Source organism: Nonomuraea sp. NPDC001684 (assembly GCF_053596515.1).
Genome location: NZ_JBSFGJ010000833.1, coordinates 1 through 1,768 on the forward strand (window position 1 = coordinate 1; position 1,768 = coordinate 1,768).

Annotated in this window: 2 protein-coding genes; both read right to left on the reverse strand. The window is 71.9% G+C overall.

Annotated features, from left to right (window positions below; translation table 11 throughout):
• A partial coding sequence (locus ACWCSD_RS52295) for a hypothetical protein (protein ID WP_449927333.1) occupies positions 1–378 on the reverse strand: 378 nt, incomplete at its 3' end.
• Between the two features lie 309 nt (positions 379–687).
• A partial coding sequence (locus ACWCSD_RS52300; RefSeq protein ID WP_449927336.1) for an aminotransferase class I/II-fold pyridoxal phosphate-dependent enzyme occupies positions 688–1,768 on the reverse strand: 1,081 nt, incomplete at its 5' end.

Sequence of the window (1,768 nt, forward strand, 5' to 3'; positions counted from 1 at the left end):
GTCGTCCAGGCACCCCAGAAATGCTTGCTCGATCGCAAAGCAGGCGGACGCCCCGTGACCGCTGACGGCGCACCTGAGGTAGTCGTGCGCGACCAGCCGGCAGGTGAGGTCGTCCGACGCGCCCTTGCGCCGGCCGCACGCCGAGTGCAGATCGATCACGCGCCCGCAGTTGAAGCGCCCGATCTGGTCGACGCGGCCCTTCCGGCAGTCCTCGAACACCTCGGACGCGCGGGCGCAGTCCGCGCCCGCGACGTTCGACTCGCACTCGGCGTAGCGCTGCGGCGGGCGGTCGGCGAGTTGCCACCGCCCGTGGAGGACGGCCGCCATGACGGCGAACCCCAGCACGACCAGCCCGAGGATCACATGTCGACGCCGCATTCAGTCCACCGGCTTGAGCCAGGACGCGAACGCGCCGTCCGAGACCGTGACGTACACGGCTATCCCCTTGCCTGAACGGGCCCTGGAGGCGAAATGATGACCAACGCCCATTTAGACCGAGCCGATGCGTTCATGGAAGGTGATCAATCGGGAAATCGCGGCTGCCCGTTCCACGGGGACGGCTCCAACGCCATCAGCGCTGATCAAGGCCCACGACCGGACGCAGGGTGACGCAGATCACTCTCCAGCGCGACGTCGGCACACGACGGGACGCCTCCGTACCCGGAGGCGCCCCGCCTCTCATGGGGGTCAGGCGACCAGCCGGCGGTCGGCCGCCCGGACCGTCTCCCGGACGACGCGGCAGATGCCGGCGATGTGCCCGGCGTCCACCGTGGGACCGGTCGGCAGGGACAGGACGCGGGCGGCCAGGCCCTCGGCGCGGGGCAGGGGCAGCGGGAAGTGCCTGCCCGGGTCCGACCGGTACGGCTCGACCTGGTGGCAGATCGGGGAGAAGTAGCGGCGCGCGTGCACGTTCTCCACGAGCAGCGCCTCCAGCACCGCGTCCCGCGAGACGCCGGCGACGGCCTCGTCCACCTCGATGACGAGGTACTGGAAGTTGGCCCGTTCGCCGGGCGCCTGGCCGCGCACCACGACGCCCGGCAGCCCGGCGAGCAGTTCCTCGTAGACCCGCTGGTTGCGCCGGTTGGCCTCGACGATCGTGTCGATGGCCTCCAGCGAGGTCAGCCCCATGGCCGCGTGGAACTCGCTCATCCGGGCCACCGTGCCGGCCCCGGAGATCTGCCCGGCCGCGTCGATGCCCTGGTTGCGCAGCTCCCTGACCCGCGCGGCCAGGTCGTCGTCGTCGGTGACGATCGCGCCGCCCTCGACGCTGTTGACGAACTTGGTGGCGTGGAAGCTGAAGATCTCGGCGTCCCCGGACGTGCCGATCGGCCTGCCCCGGTAGGTGCAGCCGAGCGCGTGCGCCGCGTCGAACAGCAGGACGAGCCCGTGCGCGCGGGCCAGGCGCTCCAGGGCGTCCACGTCGCACGGGTAGCCGAAGACGTGCACGCCGAGGATGCCCCGGGTGCGCGGGCCGATCAGGCGCTCGACGTGGTCGGGGTCGGCGTTGCCGGTGATCTCGTCGGAGTCGCAGAAGACCGGGACGATGCCGATCCACTCCAGCGCGTGGGCGGTGGCCACCCAGGTGAAGGAGGGGACGATCACCTCGTCGCCCGGCCGCAGCCCGGCGGCCCTGGCCGCGATCTGGATGCCGGTGGTGGCGTTGCAGGTCGCCACGGCGTGCCGGGCGCCGGTCAGGTCGGCCAGCCGCGCCTCGAACTCGCGCACCAGCGGGCCGTTGTTGGTCAGCCAGAGCCGGTCGAGCACGCCG